Below are 14,062 nucleotides of genomic sequence, written 5' to 3' on the forward strand. Positions count from 1 at the left end.
GCTGTCTCCATCTGCCAACCTTGCTTCGATTATCAACCGGATAGCTTTCTCCCGCCGTTGCGATATCGATCGTACTCCACACGAAACAGGTGTCGCGCAGAAATCAAGATTTGCTGTCTCGGCGAGCCTCCCAGCTTTCGCACGCTCTCGCCATCGTTGCTGCCCGATGCATTTGCGGTGCCGCGGCTTTCTGGTGCGCCGAGATGCGGCGGAGCGAGAATCGCCCGTTGAAAACCGCGACCTTGACCTGCGCCATGCAATGCGTCACTTCGTCAGCCCAGCGCATTTACCGCTTCTTGGCCAGTAGGTGCCTGACGACCTTGGTTTGCTGTAGCCTCGGCGATGCTGCTGATCGGCAGGTCCTTGCTTGGCACAGCGACTCAATGACGATCCGTGAAGGGGCGCTCGCGTCAGCACCTTGGGCCTTTAGAGTAGTACTGACCATGCTGCGGTGTCGAACAGATCCCTTCCTTGAACAACATCGCGCGACATGTGCGCGAAGCGAGAATTGCAATGAGCGAGCAAAGTACAGTCCAGCCTTGGCAATGGCCGGAAAAAGAGTGGCGTCGCCTAGTGAACCGGGTACGCGCCGGGCGCAGTTTTCGGCCCTTGGAATGGAAGGGAGGCGCTCGCTGCGTTGTAGCGCTTTCGTTTGATTCCGACCATGAGACCAACGAGTTGCGTGATGGCGGAGTGTCGATCAATCGATTGGCGTGGGGTCAATATGGCAATCGAGTGGGCGTTCCCCGTATTCTCTCGTTGTTGAAAAAATATGACGTGCCGGCGAGTTTTTTCGTGCCCGCCGTGACGGCGCTTCTCTATCCAGACGAACAACGCGAAATCGTCGACGCCGGCCATGAGATAGGAGTCCATGGCTGGATCCATGAGCTCAATTCAAAACTGGGCATGAATGACGAGCGCGATCTGATCGCCCGTTCACTGGATACGCTTGAACAGATAACCGGCAACCGGCCCACAGGTTTTCGCTCACCCTCGGCTGATTTCTCGGAACACACGTTGCAGATTCTGAAAGATCTGGACTTTGCTTACGACTCGTCGTTGTGCGCGGACGACGACTGTTATGAACTTGAGATGAACGGGCAGCCTACCGGCATTGTCGAACTGCCTTTTGACTGGGTTCGTGACGACGCCGTGTATTTTTTGATGCATCGCTTTCAGGGACTTCGACCTTACACACTACCGTCGCAAGTATTTGACATCTTCAAGCGTGAACTGGACGCCGCCTACGCAGAAGGAGGGGTCTTTGAACTCACCATGCACCCGCACGTGATCACCAACCGCTCGCGCATATGGATAGTGGAAGAGTTGATCAAACACGCAAAGAGCTTGCCGGATGGCGTTTGGTTCGCGCGACACGACGAACTGGTCGCTTATGCCGTTCAGAATTCGCGCCAGTAATCGGCCTCTCTGGCAGATCCGGGCCGTAGCTGCCGGCCGTTTCATTTCCGGTCTCGTCCGGCCGGAAATGAAACGGCGAGCCTTGCGCCGATAATCGCACGCTCGACCGCGACGCTGGCTTAACTTTTCTCGCGTTGCATTGCGTTGCATTTTGTCTGGACCAGGCGGACGAAAGTCATTGGCCCAAGCGTTCGAATGCGTCAATTACGGCCTCAGAACTCAACCACGATCTTGCCGAAATGGCGCCCCTCTATTTGGTATTTAAAGGCTTGCGCGAGTTCCTCCAGGGGAAAGCTTCGGTCTATCACCGGTTTAACGCCCGTTGTTTCCAGGCCGGCGATCAAGCCAGTCTGGTCCGACCGGCTGCCGACAGTCACGCCCTGCAGGCACACGTTCTTGACAATCAAAGCAACGATCGGAAGCTCGCCGGAGCGTCCGGTCAAGGCGCCGATCAGCGATATACGGCCTCCGATCCGGATCGCCGAAATCGATTGCGGTAAGGTGGCGGCGCCACCGACCTCCATGACATGATCGACCCCCTGACCGCCCATCCAGTCGGTCACTCCGCGCCCCCAGTCCGGTTGGGTCCTGTAGTTGATGGTATGCGCGGCGCCCATCGCGCTGAGCCGCTCCAATTTTGCATCCGAGGATGAAGTTGCAATTACCGTAGCGCCCATGGACCGCGCGATCTGCAAGGCGAATATGGACACGCCGCCCGTGCCCAGAACAAGTACCGTGTCGCCCGCTTTCAACTTGCCGTCCGACACAAGCGCTCGCCACGCTGTCACGCCAGCGGTCGTCAAGGTTGCAGCTTCGGCATATGTGTAGCCCGCTGGCGCTCGCGTGAACCAGCTGGAAGGGCGCACCACGACCTCGCGCGCATAGCCGTCCACGCCATCGCCGGGCGTGTGTGAGAAGTCTCCTACGACACGGGGAGGGCCGTCGTGCCACTGAGGGAAGAACACGGAGACAACCCGGTCACCGACTTCGAAGTCCGAAACATCCCCTCCGATAGCCTCGATGACACCGGCGCCATCCGCCATGGGGATGCGGCAATCAATGCTCGGAGCGTCTCCAGAAGACACGCGATAGTCGTGATAGTTCAAGGAACTCGCACGAATCCGCACGCGGATTTCGTCGGCAGCGGGCGCGCCTGGATCCGGGAGTTCGACGATCTCAAGCCGGTCCAATCCTCCCGGAGCACGGATGCGCACAGCTCTCACGACGGCTCCTCCCAAACATTCCAACGATAGAAAAACGAACGCATTGAAGACATTGAACATCACCTTATGTTGATCTGAATTTCCACTTAACGAACAATGAGTGCGCGGACAATTTTTTGATTGACCTATCGGGACGTAATATTTTCAATGTGAGACAAAGTGTCCGGGCACGTCGCGTTCTCGCCCGGGGCCGAATGAGCATGAAATGGTCGATGACTTCAATCATCAGATGCTCGATCCCTTTCTGGAGTGTTGATCTTGTTAGTTTGGAAAATTCCTACTTAGGGGTGCAATGCCATGACTTCCCGATCACCTGCATCCTTGATAGCGTCACTGGTCGATGCCCGTGCGTGTCGCGACGTCGAGCCTGCTGTGGCGTGTTATGAAAACGACGCCGCGGTATTGCCTAAACCCGGGAAACGTTTGACCGGCTTGGGGGCTATCCGCGAGTTCACTGCAGCTACTCTTGACCTGCCGATCGAGTTCGGCACGCGCCAAATCGTCGAGGGCGATGGTATCGCGCTTTATGTCTGTGCCTGGGGATTGGAAATGAAGTCTGGCGGTCCACTTTTGGAAGGGAGCGGCGCCGACATGCTGCGTTAGCAACCAAATGGCGGCTGGTGGATTGCAATCGATAATTCATGCGGTGCTGGCATTCTGACTTGATCGGCACGTCGTTTCGTGATCGGTCTGTGGGGATGTCATAAAGGAGTGTGAACCAAACCGTGGGAGGTCATTTGCGTCGACACGACCGCCGTCATAAACGGCAAGACGGAGGCATACCCGATGGGACACGCTGGTTGGAAATATGCGAAGTTTTCAAGGAGAAGAGCCCAGCAAGGCCGCGCGGCACGCTTGCTGTATCAGCTACGCTGGCGACGTTTCCAACCGATTGGAGTTGCTATTCGACTGATCATCGATGCCCGCTGGGACGCGGGTGAAACGAGTGAGACTAAAGCGACGACCGTTGTTCGACCAATCGCCAGGCGGCAGTTCGTCTAGCTATTCGCAATCACTTTTAATTTCATCCATTGACGGGTACTGTCACGTTGCTAAAGGTCGCACAAGCGAAGACGTAGATCGTGGATATTGCTGATTTGTGCAGCAAGGCGATCCAGCATCGGATTGCCGGTCGCCGCCTCCCACGCTTCAAAGGCATGCGTGCGCGCCTGCCGCTTCTCTTGAGAGTTCGCGTTGTAGCGGCAGTGGATAATCAGATTTGCCACCTGATCGTGGACCGAAGTGAATCGCTGCAGGTGGCGCGCTGATTTGAAGCGGCGCATCACCTTCTCGCGCACCCGTGTTGGTTGATGCGAGTTCTGCGCCCGGTTGTTCAATTCCTTATGCTGGCGGTGCTCAACGTCCATCCCCAAGTCTCTGTTCGTCGCAGCATAGCTGGGCGTTTGCGCCAAGACAATTTTCGCGAGTTCGTCGTTGCCGGCGGCAAGTAAAAGGCGTGCTGCGCGTGTGCATTCATCTTGGGAGAATCTAATGACGGAAACAGCTGTAATTTGACATAAATAGAATGATCGAAATTTAGTTTGCATTCCTATGCGTATTAAAGCGAGCGGGTTATCAATTTGTGCAGCGGCCCGCTGCACAAATTCGGATATATGGTGCCTCCAAGGTGCGAGGTGACAGTCTGCGCATGGCGGGGAGGGCTGCTGGTTAGATGCAATGTCCGTGCACGATGGGGCGGCAAAAGGGGGAAGCGCGTGAATGCTCCTCACGGACCTGGCGTCATGCAGCAGCTGTTAATGAGTCTCATCGTCGTTGCTCTCCAGCCAAGCCGGAATATCGCGCTTGCCGTTGAGCACGCGCCAGACTTCCACATGAGCCTCGCGCTCAATATAGAAGATTAGGTGCGGATAGCGATCCAGTTGCCACGACCGCAGGTCCGGGATACCCAGCTCGTACGCGTAACGGGGAGACCCGATGTTCGGGTGCTTGGAGAGACGCTGGTAAGCCTGCTCGATCTCCGCGATGAATCCGAGCGCAGCCTGCTCCGAGCCTTCGTCTACGAGGTAGTACGTCACCTCGTCCTCCACGTCCTGCCTGGCTAGCCTTGTCGGTATGACGGGCTTAGCCCACATTTGCGAGAAGTACGCACGCGAGCGCGCAGTGATTCGAAGTAGTCGGCGTCAACAGGGGCGCCGAGGCCGGAAGTTGCGCCCTGTAGGATTATTGCGCGCAGACGCTTGCGATCTTGGTCTTTTCGGATCAGTTCGCGGACGTATTCGCTACTCGTGCCGTACCCGCCCTCGCCAACCTGTTCGTCGACGTAGGCCTTCAGCGAATCCGGTAGGGAAATGTTCATAGTCGTCATAAAACAACTCTAGCACGCTTTGGCAAATTTTGCCAAAATGATGCTAGGTTATGACGCGACAGATACAAAGTGATTGCTAGGCTTTGGTGCGCATAGACTGTGAACGGTAGTTGGCGTCGGGCAAACAAAGAACCAAATATGCGACCGTGCGCGCGATGTTCGACCGCACGTTTGGTCAACTCATGACGTATTCAATTTACATACTGTTATACGGCATTTCCATTGTCAGGCGGCTGCGCCAGACCTGCCATGAGCAAAATACAGGTATGCCAGACCAACGGGAGCGACGAAGATCGCGAAGCCCCAGCAGAACGTCATCGCCCTGACCATGCCAAAAAGCTAAAACGTCAGTTAGACCGGATCGATGAGGCGAAGTCACCTCAGGATATGAATCTCCCGGGTTGGAAGCTTCACCCGCTACACGATGACCTAGAAGGCCATTTTGCGGTCTGGGTAAACGGTAATTGGCGAATGACTTTTACCTTTGAAGGCACTGATGCAATCTTGGTGGACTACCAGGACTACAACTAGGTAAATACATGTCTCGTATTTTTAACCCGCCTCACCCTGGTGAGGCGCTTCGAGAGGACGTCCTGCCTGCGCTTGGGCTAAATGTGACTCAGGCTGCAGAGCAGCTTGGTGTCACGCGTGCAGCTTTTTCACGCGTTCTTAACGGGCGTGCTGGAATTTCAACTGACATGGCCCTTCGCCTCGAAGCGTGGTTAGGCATTGAAAATGGCGGCCGAGCTGATTTATGGGTCTCACAGCAAGCGGCTTACGATCTTTGGCAAGCTCGCGCACACGGCGCGCCACACGTCGAACGGGCGAAAGAACTGGCTAACGTTTAATAAGTTCTGTCCTAAGCAGAAGCTTGCGCCGACGTACGCCAGTTGGCGTACGAAGCCTGAGCGCCCGTGCTCGAACTTAATGTTCATAAAACGAGTCTATTTGGCGCCATGTGCCAAACGCACACCAAACATTCGATGGTTTAAAATAACATTGTGCCTTGCGGATCAGGCGCGAACTCGAAGCGCAAGCCAGTGACTTTGCGACCCGACTTGGTGTCCCCTTGATTCCAGTGCAATTTGCGACGGTAGCCCGGTCTATACGTGGTGTCGGTTTGCGAGGTGACCCTATTAAAATATCGCATCAAATCAATCGCTTACTGTCTCGGTAGTCGCTTCCGTCACGGCTGGACGACCGTTGGTGTCCGTGCTGACGGGAGCGCCGCCAACAATCGTTGCCCCGCCAATTTGTTGTCGCTATGCTCGTCGGTCCGCCAATCGCTTAGAGGCGAGCGCGATGGAACACTGGCAAGTCACTTATCTTGGCATCCGGCAGATCCCTCGTGAGCTCACCGAGTTCGACCTTGCCACGTTCTTCACCTGCCGCGAGGGAGCGTGCACTGATCGAGGCGCGTCGCGGCGAGCTATACTGGCTTGCCGTCGCGCTCCACATCGGCTTTATCCGGATGAGCGGCCGCACGCTCGACGCCTACAAGCAAGTTCCCAAAGTGCTCTGGAGTCACCTTGGCGCGCACCTGGCAGTCGATCCACCCGATCTCGGCACGCTGCGGACGCTGTATGAAACGCGAACTCGCACGCTCATCGATCACCAGGTCCCGCATATCAGGCGCTCGGCTTCCGGCCGATGGCCGAGCACCAGCGCCGCTACGTCGTGCGTTGGCTCAAGGAACGCCTGACAGGTCGGCCCGAGCGCGACGACTTGCTGTACGAATTAAAACGCTGGCTCTACGAGCATCACATCCTGATCGTCCACGATCGGTTGCTCAAGCGGCTTATCGTGAAGGCTGGGCAGGATGTCGAGGGGTCTCTAACTGATGGAGTTATTGGTGCGTTTGGCGACGCGACACTGGACAACTGGAGTCGGCTGTTGGCACAACCTGCCAATGAACATAGGAGCCTGCAGCAATGGTTGTGGGCCGTACCCCTGCGGCAGTCTACGCATCAGATGGGTGACGTGTTCACAAAGATCGATCGCCTTTATGCGATTGGTGTGAATCAAGGCTGGCCGACGCTTTGCAACGACGCCGCTGTGCGGCACTACGCGCGGCGCTGCGCGCGTCGGCCACCTTCGGTCAGTAAGCGTGTCGAGCAACGATCGCGCAGGCTGGAAGCAGCCTGCTTCATGCGTTACGCGCTGCGCTCCGCAACCGATCAGCTGCTGTCGATGCTGCGCCACTGGGTTCAGAAGGCGATCAACGACGCGACGCGTGAGGTCGAATCGATCCAATTAGATCCAAACGCGCGTCTCCGCGAATTCGCAGCAGCGGTGAAAAAGGTCGCGCTTGACGCAACATTGGCGCGCGAAGAACTCAGCAGGAGCTTATGCGAGCTGGCCGATCGGGCGCTTGACCGCCGAAAGCCGAGCCGGCGCAGTCTGGTCCGCGCGCGCCTGCTCGCAAAACGGGGGCAAGCGCGCGCGATCCTCGCGAGGCTCATCCGCCTGCCGTTCGAAGCGCAGACCACCCATCCCGTCATCAACGCACTTGACGTGCTGCGCGATCTTTATGCCCGTAAGGCCTACACGTTGCCGGACCGCATAGCAATCCGACTCGGACGTGTCTGGCGCGACGCGATCGACGGCTATGACCGACACAAAGCGCTGTTGGCTTTCGAGTAGGCGACGCTCTTTGCGCTGCGCGTCGCATTGCGCAACGGCTCCGTTTTCATCGAACACAGCTTCGCGTTCCGCAGTCAGGCGATGCTCCTGATCCCCAGGCCGGGGCAGCAATCGAGGGCGTGATTCGTCAAAGCGGTGCCGACGATGTTGCCCAGCTTGAAGTTGATACCCTTATAAATACGGACTATGCGATGGGGCTCGCAAGAATCTTGGGCTTTGACCTGTGCCCACGACTCTCGCATCTTCGAGACCGGCGCTTGCACGTCCCGCAGCACCATACCGTCCCTGCGGAACTGATTGCCGTCACCGATCGCGACGTGCGGATTGACCTGATCGAGAGCATCTGGGACGAGTTCGTTCGCGTCTCCGCCTCGGTGCAGACCGGCCAATGCACGGCGGTGCAAGCGCTCGCGCGCTTCGGTTCAGCCGCACGCGGACAGCCGGTATACGATGGCGGGGTCCGTATCGGGCGGCTATTCCGGACGATTTACCTGATCGACTATTTCACCAATCCGGCGTTTCGCGCCGAACTGCAGCACGTGCTCAATAGTGGGGAGGCGGTCCATACCGTGCAGCGCGCGATCCACATCGGCAAGATTCCGCTGGAACTGACCAGGCACCACGACTCGCTCGCGGCGGTGTCCTCGGCACTGGCGCCGCTCTCCAATGCCGTGATGGCGTGGAACACGATCCACATGCAGCGCGCGGTCAACCAGATAGAGGCGATGAGTGGAGAGACCGTTCAGACGGCCGACTTGCGGCGCATCGCGCCGAGGCATCTCGAAGGCATCAACTTGAGCGGAACGTTCGATTTTCCGATTGCACGCTATACGCATTATTTGCTGCCGAGCGCCGCCGACCTGAACGCGAAGCGGCGACGGCTAGCTTGACCGGCAGTGATCTTCATCGGCGCGCCGCTACTCGAATTCCGCCCGATGCGCGCAGGGCAATTGGCGCTCCGCAGCGCGACCACTTCGGCCGGGAGATCAAAATGTGAAAACGACCAGACAGGAAGTTCATGATTTGGCGAGGTATTTTAACAGGGCCGGCCCGCAAACCCGCATCAAACCAAGACCAACCTACCGTCGCAAATTGCATTGAAATCAAGGGTAGGCCTTATTGAAAGCCTATGCGGTTGGTGCACGAGCCGGTCGAGGATTGCGTCGGCGAGCGTGGGGTCTTGCAACCACGCATGCCAATGTTCAAGAGGCAACTGCGAGGTGATGATTGTCGAGCGTGAGCACACGCGATCGTCGATCACTTCGAGCAGGTCGTTTCGCGCGCTCTGATCGAGTTCCTGCAGTCCCCAGTCGTCCAGCAATAGCACGTCAATCTTGGCGAGCTGAGCGAGACGGCGTGTGAAGCTGCCGTCGCCATGGGCGATGCGCAACTCTTCGAACAGGCGCGCAGCGCGCACGTAATAACGCGGAGAACCCTTGGCGGCATGCCTGCTGCGCAAAGGCGCACGCGATCCAGGTTTTACCGGCGCCGGTCGGTCCACTCAGGATGATGTTCTGGGCGTTGCGGATCCAGTCGCAACTAGCGAGCGTGGCAACCACGCGCTGGTCCAAGCCGCGGCTTTGCCGGACGTCGACTCGCAAACCCGCATGGGGCCAGAGGCCCGCTACCCCCGTATACTGCACAAAAATCAAAGGGACCCCAAATCGCAGAACTATGACTGGCACTCACCAAGCATTTTATTGCCCGTATTCCGCGCGTTCGGATAGAGACGAGCGGGAACACAGCTCAAATGGCTAGTATCCGCTCGGGTACCGATAGGCCATTACAGGTTTAAAATCCGCTTCTCGTACCCGATCGGATACGAGTCTCTCAAAAAACCTGTCGCAGCTACTTTTCGTACCTGATCGGGTACGAAAATCTCATTTCCATGCCACTACATGCGATAATACGACCGAGCGGGTACGACGGAGCACACCTTGGACAATACGATAGGTTCGACATCGGCATTAGGAACGTTGATCCGCGCAGCTCGAATGGAGCAAGGACTGACGCGGGACACGCTTGCCAACGCGACCGGTTTGTCGCCCAAGTTTATCTCGCATGTGGAAGCGGGCAAGCCGACAGCGCAAATTGGGAAAGTGCTGCAATTGCTGGCTGAGCTTGGGGTGACGTTACATGCCCAGACCGCAGTCGATATCCCGCGAAAAACGGTTTTAGCCGCTACGCATCGACGTCGGTCATCCCATGGAAAATAGAAAACTATTCGCGTTTGCGAACGGGCGGCTCGTCGGTTCGCTACTCGATACGAACGACATATGGTCCTTTGCCTACGAAGATGACTGGGTCAACAGCGAAGGGGCGTTCCCCCTCTCTCCGAAGATTCCTCTGACAGTCGAACGGCTCGTCGACGGTTCAAGCGAGCGGCCGGTCCAATGGTTTTTCGACAATTTGTTGCCGGAAGAGGCTATGCGTGAGGTCATAGCCCGCGAAGCCAAACTTGATACAAGCGACGCTTGGGGGCTGCTTTCGTATTTTGGCCGCGAAACGGCTGGCGCATTGACGCTACTGGGTGAGGGCGACGATGAGCCGGCTGGAGGCCGTCAGATACTCACATTAGAAGAACTCGAGACACGTATTCAGGCAATGCCGCAGCAAGCCCTTACCGCAAAGGCACCTAAACGAATGTCGGCGGCAGGTGCACAACAAAAACTCCTAGTGATAATGGATGGCCAACCGCCCGAATGCACATTGTTTGAACCGGTCGGGAGCGAACCCTCCATGCACCTGCTCAAACCAGACCAACGGTCGACCAATTATCCGCACTCAGCTATAAACGAGTTTTTCTGTATGCAGCTTGCGAGGAAGATGGGGCTTAAGGTTCCACCGACTCATTTCCTGCGCGCGCCGTCACCCTGCTACCTCATCGACCGTTTCGACCGCGATAGTTCGACGCAACCCGCTACGCGGCGCCATACGCTCGATGCGACTCAGCTATTGGGCATATCCCGTGCGTACAAGTATCACGAAGCGAATGTCGAATCGCTTCGACGCTGCATAGAACTGACAAGCACCAAAGCCACGACCCGGCTGGCTATCTTCCAATGGTCAGTATTCAACGTACTCATTGGTAATGCCGATGCGCATCTCAAAAACATTTCTTTTTTCTCGACAGACCGTGGCTACAACCTCGCCCCGTTTTATGACATGGTGAGCACGGTCGCCTACAACAATATTACTTATCAGGCATCTGGGGAACGGTGGCCAAATTGCGAACTGACAATACCTTTGGGGAACGCTAAATTCTTCAATGAAGTGACACGCGACGAGGTACTTGTGTTTGCTGAGCAGTTAGGGTTAAGACGAGCGGGGGCAGAGCGTGTGCTTGATGGATTCCTTGCTGGTCTCGATGACAAAGTTCTGCAAGTGAGGGAAGCGGTCAACGCAATTGCGAAGCCGAATGCCGGCGAGCATCGCCTGCTAACTGGTATTGAAGTAAAGCCGCTCAAGGAAATGGGCAGAAAACTGGCCCGCGCATAAGGGTGCACAAGGCAACAACACCTCGGGTTTCCGAGCAGCTTGGGCCGAAACCGGCTCGCGCGCCGCCGCGCCTAAGATATATCGGAGCTTCGCGCAGGCCGGCTTCGATTGTTTGCACCACGCAAACATGGGTCGAACGGTACGCCATTAACCTACAGCACTCGGAAGCCGTGAGATCAGCCGGGATTGGGCGTTCGCCAAGAGAAACGCCCTCGGCATTTTGCTCAGTCGCCACCCCAGCGAAGGGGTGGAAATAAGGTTCTCATAAATCGAGCTGCGCACCGTCCGGTTCAATGACGGCATGAGCTCGTCTGGTATGTAGCTCGCGTGAAGGTCTTCAAGCGCGGTTCGAACCGAGTATGCAAGTATCGATGCTGCCCACCGGTATGCTTGCCGTTGATGTCGCGGCCACAGGGGTTCACATTGCAACACGGGCGGCTCCCAATACTTAGGAAGTGCGAACAAGCCTCTCCACAGGGATGCATCGCTGATGTCACGGGGATTTTTGAGTAAAAAACAGCACCCGCTTTGTAACCCCGATTTAACCGCCGTCGCAATCTCAGCGTATTGATCCATCGGAACGTAACGGCCACAAACAGCAGCCACCTTAGAGTTTAAACGTTCAGCCAACCTTGTTTTCGCAAGCCACAAGACGTATCGCGCAGTCATTCCTTCCGCTTCGATCCATTCCATGTTGCCCACCGCATTATTCGAATGGTTAGTACCATAAATCAATTTTCGTTGCCAACGAGAAGCGAGTCCGACGCCGCGTTGGAAGCGATACATTCAAGATAGCTCGTATAGCCGGTACGAACAAGTCATGACACCAGCCGAAGCGTGCAGCTCGCCGAATGGGAACCAGCCTAAAGCTGACCGCGCGGTAGTAGAAATGAAGCCGCCCCCGCCGTTGATGTATCTCCGAGCGCGAAGCTCAGTCAATTACCGCGGGCTCCGGTTCAGGGGGCTCCTCTTTTTTAGGCGCCGGCATTAGGCTCGCTAGGACGCCTTGTCGCGCATGCTGCTCCTGCAGCAGGACTCGCATCTTCTCGAGGGTCGGCCGAGATTCGCAAATATCTGAAGCTTAAGATATTCACGAATCCCGGTCAGGCCTCTTCACGCATCGAGATTCCAGAACCCTTTCGGCGCCGCGCGCGCACTTGGAGCACCAGCGAGAACCGTTCTTGCGGGCTATCGCAGTGAGCCTGCCAAGCGTCCAACCGGTGATTTCAACTGGCCTGTCGATGCAAATCAGAGCGACACGATTTGTCGCAATAGTTCCAAGGCTTTCATTTCGTCTAGGCGACCAGTACGAGCTTTGCCTGCAAGTGTCTTTATCAGAGCCTCCGCTATCGGTTCAATACCTAGCAAATCGTCCAAACTAGTTGCCGAAGTGAGACGGCGCGGCTCGGTGATCACCTGCGTTACGGAGGCTGGCGCAAACTGCTGACGGGCGGCGGAGAACGAGACATCGTTATCAACGGTTTGCCGAACAGCCGGCTCGACAGCGGACGGGGCCGCTTGATCTAGTTGACCCGTGACCAAGTTCGGCTCAGCGGCGTCGCTTGCAGGACCGCCTGTGCCATTTGAGGTAGCCTGAATTTTCCGAACACTCCTTTTTGATAAACTTTATCAATGGGAGCACACACGACGAAACCAAGAACATACACACCAGAGCTTCGTGAAGAAGCTGTAAAGCTTGTGCTTGCACAGGGCCTGACGCTAGATGAAGCGGCGAAGCGAATTGCCATTCCGATGGGGACTTTGGCCACTTGGGTCAAAGCAGCTAAGCTTGGCAATGGCGCCGTGACGGCGCCAGGCAGTCGCACGGTTCCCGAATTAGAAGCCGAGGTAGCCAGACTACGCAGGGAACTGGCGGAGACCAGGATGGAGCGAGATATCGTAAAAAAAGCGGCAGCGTATTTTGCGCAGGAGTCGCTGCCAAATACGCGGTCATGAATACGATGCGACTCGATTATCCAATTGCTGTCCTGTGCCGTGCCTTTAAGGTTTCGCGCAGCGGCTTCTATGCCTGGTCAAAAGGTAAGCTGTCTCCACGTGCGCAGGTTGATGAACGCCTGAAAGTCGCCATCAAGGCCGTGCACAAGCAGAGCCGCGAGACCTATGGCACGCGACGCGTGCAGCCTGAGCTTGAGGCACAAGGCTTTATAGCCGGGCGCGACCGCATCGCCCGCCTGCGCCGAGAGCTGAATCTGCGCTGTAAGCAGAAGCGCAAATTCAAAGCCACGACGAATTCGAATCACAACTTGCCTGTCGCCGACAATCTGCTGAACCAGACGTTCTCGCCAACGCGGCCAAACGAAGCCTGGGTGACGGACATCACCTATTGTGCCACCGACGAGGGGTGGCTCTACGTCGCCGGCATTAAGGACGTCTTCACCTGTGAGTTGGTTGGATACGCCATGGGTGAGCGCATGACACAAGGACTCACGGCGCAGGCCCTGTGGCGTGCTGTGCGCAACAAACGCCCCGAGAAAGGCTTGATTCATCATTCGGACCGTGGAAGTCAATACTGTGCTCATGACTATCGGAAGCTGGTTGAACAATTCGGCATGCAGGCCTCAATGTCGCGTAAGGGGAATTGCTTTGACAAGGCTTGCGCTTCACACTACACCTCCTTGAGGCGATCAGATACGATTTCGGGAACGCGGCGCCGGCAGGACAGCTTAATGCCCTGTGCTTTTCGGGGCGGATCGTTGCCGGGTGGCTCATACAAACACTCGTTCTTGTCGCTGTATGCGTGACCACGGATGAGTCCGCGACGGTTCCATATCTTCACGTGGGACGGCGTGATATGCAGCGCTTCGGCCATCTCCTGCAGCGTTAGGAGACCCGCTTCGCGCAACCGATCATAGCGTGGCTTCAGACAGTAGTTGCGCTGCACGCGTGCGACCATTTTTGCATTGAAGGGCCTACCCGTGCCCGACGGGACGCC

At 56.8% G+C, this 14,062-nt stretch carries 11 protein-coding genes and 3 pseudogenes; 9 read left to right on the top strand and 5 right to left on the bottom strand.

The annotated features are described in order from the left end of the window. Positions 1-307: hypothetical protein (locus BSU04_RS47220; RefSeq protein WP_218827387.1), on the top strand; the 307-nt coding region annotated here is incomplete at its 5' end. Positions 308-513: 206 nt separating this feature from the next. After that, positions 514-1,419, top strand: coding sequence for a polysaccharide deacetylase family protein (locus BSU04_RS34950; protein WP_089164835.1), 906 nt, complete (start codon positions 514-516; stop codon positions 1,417-1,419). A 212-nt stretch (positions 1,420-1,631) separates the two neighbouring features. On the opposite strand, the gene BSU04_RS34955 is transcribed toward BSU04_RS34950, so the two are convergent. Then, positions 1,632-2,642 (bottom strand): zinc-dependent alcohol dehydrogenase family protein, encoded by a 1,011-nt coding sequence (locus tag BSU04_RS34955; RefSeq protein WP_089164872.1) that lies wholly within the window; start codon positions 2,640-2,642, stop codon positions 1,632-1,634. A gap of 297 nt (positions 2,643-2,939) precedes the next feature. On the opposite strand from BSU04_RS34955, the gene BSU04_RS34960 reads away from it, so the two are divergent. Beyond that, a complete protein-coding gene (locus BSU04_RS34960; protein ID WP_144021440.1) occupies positions 2,940-3,245 on the top strand; it encodes a hypothetical protein in 306 nt (101 codons plus the stop codon). Positions 3,246-3,772: 527 nt separating this feature from the next. On the opposite strand, the pseudogene BSU04_RS48195 reads toward BSU04_RS34960, so the two are convergent. The 3 genes and pseudogenes from BSU04_RS48195 to BSU04_RS34975 form a co-directional block, all read right to left on the bottom strand. Beyond that, positions 3,773-4,189, bottom strand: a pseudogene (locus tag BSU04_RS48195) (DDE-type integrase/transposase/recombinase); the annotation flags it as partial. A gap of 207 nt (positions 4,190-4,396) precedes the next feature. Then, positions 4,397-4,735, bottom strand: coding sequence for a type II toxin-antitoxin system RelE/ParE family toxin (locus BSU04_RS34970; RefSeq protein WP_089164837.1), 339 nt, complete (start codon positions 4,733-4,735; stop codon positions 4,397-4,399). Next, positions 4,702-4,968 (bottom strand): type II toxin-antitoxin system ParD family antitoxin, encoded by a 267-nt coding sequence (locus BSU04_RS34975; protein ID WP_089164838.1) that lies wholly within the window; start codon positions 4,966-4,968, stop codon positions 4,702-4,704. Before BSU04_RS34975 ends, BSU04_RS34970 begins: the two co-directional genes overlap by 34 nt. Before the next feature lie 249 nt (positions 4,969-5,217). Here BSU04_RS34975 and BSU04_RS34980 point away from each other — a divergent pair, with 249 nt between their 5' ends. The 3 genes and pseudogenes from BSU04_RS34980 (at position 5,218) to BSU04_RS34990 (ending at position 8,501) form a co-directional block, all read left to right on the top strand. Beyond that, positions 5,218-5,499 carry a type II toxin-antitoxin system RelE/ParE family toxin gene (locus BSU04_RS34980; RefSeq protein WP_089164839.1) on the top strand — a complete coding sequence of 94 codons (282 nt, stop codon included), beginning with the start codon at positions 5,218-5,220 and terminating at the stop codon, positions 5,497-5,499. 8 nt (positions 5,500-5,507) lie between these two features. Then, on the top strand, positions 5,508-5,816 hold the full coding sequence (locus BSU04_RS34985) for a HigA family addiction module antitoxin (RefSeq protein ID WP_089164840.1): 309 nt from the start codon (positions 5,508-5,510) through the stop codon (positions 5,814-5,816). A gap of 454 nt (positions 5,817-6,270) precedes the next feature. Next, positions 6,271-8,501, top strand: a pseudogene (locus BSU04_RS34990) (Tn3 family transposase). Between the two features lie 173 nt (positions 8,502-8,674). On the opposite strand, the pseudogene istB reads toward BSU04_RS34990, so the two are convergent. Continuing rightward, a pseudogene (gene istB, locus BSU04_RS34995) lies at positions 8,675-9,206 on the bottom strand (IS21-like element helper ATPase IstB); the annotation flags it as partial. 342 nt (positions 9,207-9,548) lie between these two features. On the opposite strand from istB, the gene BSU04_RS35000 reads away from it, so the two are divergent. The 3 genes from BSU04_RS35000 (at position 9,549) to BSU04_RS48200 (ending at position 13,871) form a co-directional block, all read left to right on the top strand. Further along, positions 9,549-9,827, top strand: a complete 279-nt coding sequence (locus BSU04_RS35000; RefSeq protein ID WP_089164841.1) for a helix-turn-helix domain-containing protein — start codon at positions 9,549-9,551, stop codon at positions 9,825-9,827. Next, entirely contained in the window at positions 9,817-11,109 is a 1,293-nt protein-coding gene (locus BSU04_RS35005; protein WP_089164842.1) for a HipA domain-containing protein, read from the top strand. The genes BSU04_RS35000 and BSU04_RS35005 overlap by 11 nt, the downstream gene beginning before the upstream one ends. Before the next feature lie 1,632 nt (positions 11,110-12,741). Continuing rightward, a protein-coding gene (locus BSU04_RS48200; RefSeq protein WP_373452905.1) for an IS3 family transposase occupies positions 12,742-13,871 on the top strand; the annotation gives its coding sequence in 2 pieces (ribosomal slippage) (positions 12,742-13,009 and positions 13,009-13,871; 1,131 coding nt in all). The last annotated feature ends 191 nt before the right edge of the window (positions 13,872-14,062 follow it).

The organism is Caballeronia sordidicola (genome assembly GCF_002220365.1).
Lineage (GTDB): Bacteria > Pseudomonadota > Gammaproteobacteria > Burkholderiales > Burkholderiaceae > Caballeronia > Caballeronia sordidicola_C.